The 1,859-nt window shown below is 52.3% G+C and carries 2 rRNA genes; both read left to right on the top strand.

Annotated features, from left to right (window positions below):
* Window positions 1–1,692, top strand: a 23S ribosomal RNA gene (locus NE637_RS15260); the annotation flags it as partial.
* A gap of 46 nt (window positions 1,693–1,738) precedes the next feature.
* A 5S ribosomal RNA gene (gene rrf / locus NE637_RS15255) occupies window positions 1,739–1,853 on the top strand.
* Window positions 1,854–1,859: the final 6 nt, after the last annotated feature.

Genomic DNA, 1,859 nt, shown 5'->3' with positions numbered 1-1,859 from the left:
GGGCTGAAGGTGTGTTGTAAAGCATGCTGGACTGTGGAGAAGTGATTATGCTGACATGAGTAACGATAAAACGGGTGAAAAACCCGTTCGCCGTAAACCCAAGGTTTCCTGGGTAAAGGTAATCTTCCCAGGGTTAGTCGGTCCCTAAGGTGAGGCTGAAAGGCGTAGCTGATGGGAAACGAGTTAATATTCTCGTACTTGTACATCTGTGCGATGGAGGGACGCAGAAAGGTAGACAGGCCGGGTGTTGGTTGTCCCGGTGCAAGCAGGTAGACGTGTGGTACAGGCAAATCCGTACCGCTCTACGTCGAGACGCGAGTCCGTGACCGTAAGGTCTGAAGCTGTTGAGCCTATACTGCCTAGAAAATCTTCTAAGTTTAGGATGTGCAAACCGTACCGCAAACCAACTCAGGTGGGTGGGATGAATAATCCAAGGCGCTCGAGAGAACTCTGGCCAAGGAACTCGGCAAAATAACCCCGTACCTTCGGAAGAAGGGGTGCTCCTCCGGGTGAAGTTAATTCACTTAACGAGCCTGAGGGAGCCGCAGAGAAATGGTGGTGGCGACTGTTTACTAAAAACATAGGTCTGTGCGAAGTCCTAAAGACGACGTATACGGACTGACGCCTGCCCGGTGCCGGAAGGTTAAAAGGAGAGGTCAGCGCAAGCGAAGCTTCGAATTGAAGCCCCGGTAAACGGCGGCCGTAACTATAACGGTCCTAAGGTAGCGAAATTCCTTGTCGGGTAAGTTCCGACCTGCACGAATGGCGTAACGATCTCCACACTGTCTCGGCCAGAGACTCGGTGAAATTGAAGTCGCGGTGAAAATGCCGTGTACCCGCAGAAAGACGGAAAGACCCTGTGCACCTTTACTATAGCTTGACATTGGGATTTGGAACTGCATGTGTAGGATAGGTGGGAGACTGTGAACTCTGTACGCTAGTATGGGGGGAGTCATTGTTGAAATACCACCCTTGTTTTTTCAGGTCCCTAACCCTCGACCGTTATCCGGTGAGGGAACAGTGTCTGGTGGGTAGTTTGACTGGGGCGGTCGCCTCCTAAAGAGTAACGGAGGCATGCAAAGGTTCCCTCAGGCTGATTGGAAACCAGCCGTCGAGTGCAAACGCATAAGGGAGCTTGACTGCAAGAGAGACATCTCGAGCAGGTACGAAAGTAGGTGTTAGTGATCCGGTGATCCCGAATGGAAGGGTCATCGCTCATTGGATAAAAGGTACGCCGGGGATAACAGGCTGATCGCATCCAAGAGTTCACATCGACGATGCGGTTTGGCACCTCGATGTCGGCTCATCACATCCTGGGGCTGAAGCAGGTCCCAAGGGTACGGCTGTTCGCCGTTTAAAGTGGTACGCGAGCTGGGTTTAAAACGTCGTGAGACAGTTTGGTCCCTATCTTCTGTGGGCGCTGGAGAATTGAAAGGGCCTGTCCCTAGTACGAGAGGACCGGGATGGACGCACCCCTGGTGGACCTGTTGTCGTGCCAACGGCACAGCAGGGTAGCTATGTGCGGAAGGGATAACCGCTGAAAGCATCTAAGCGGGAAGCCTGCCTTAAGATAAGTTCTCCCTGGAGCAATCCCTAAAGGGCCGAGGTAGACTACCTCGTTGATAGGCTGGAGGTGGAAGCGCCGCGAGGTGTGGAGCTGACCAGTACTAATAGCCCGTGCGGCTTGTGTTTGAAAAAAATCCTTCCGTCCCTGTCAATTAATATTTTGACAAATTTCGTTGATAGCCATGGAGGAGAGGGTACACCCGATCCCATTCCGAACTCGGAAGTTAAGCTCTCCATCGCCGATGATACTGCATAACGTCATGTGGGAAAGTAGGCCGCTGTCAACGATTGCT

Origin of the sequence: Desulfovibrio desulfuricans, assembly GCF_024460775.1 — a bacterium.
GTDB lineage: Bacteria > Desulfobacterota > Desulfovibrionia > Desulfovibrionales > Desulfovibrionaceae > Desulfovibrio > Desulfovibrio desulfuricans_E.
This window is presented reverse-complemented; position numbering and strand designations above follow the sequence as displayed.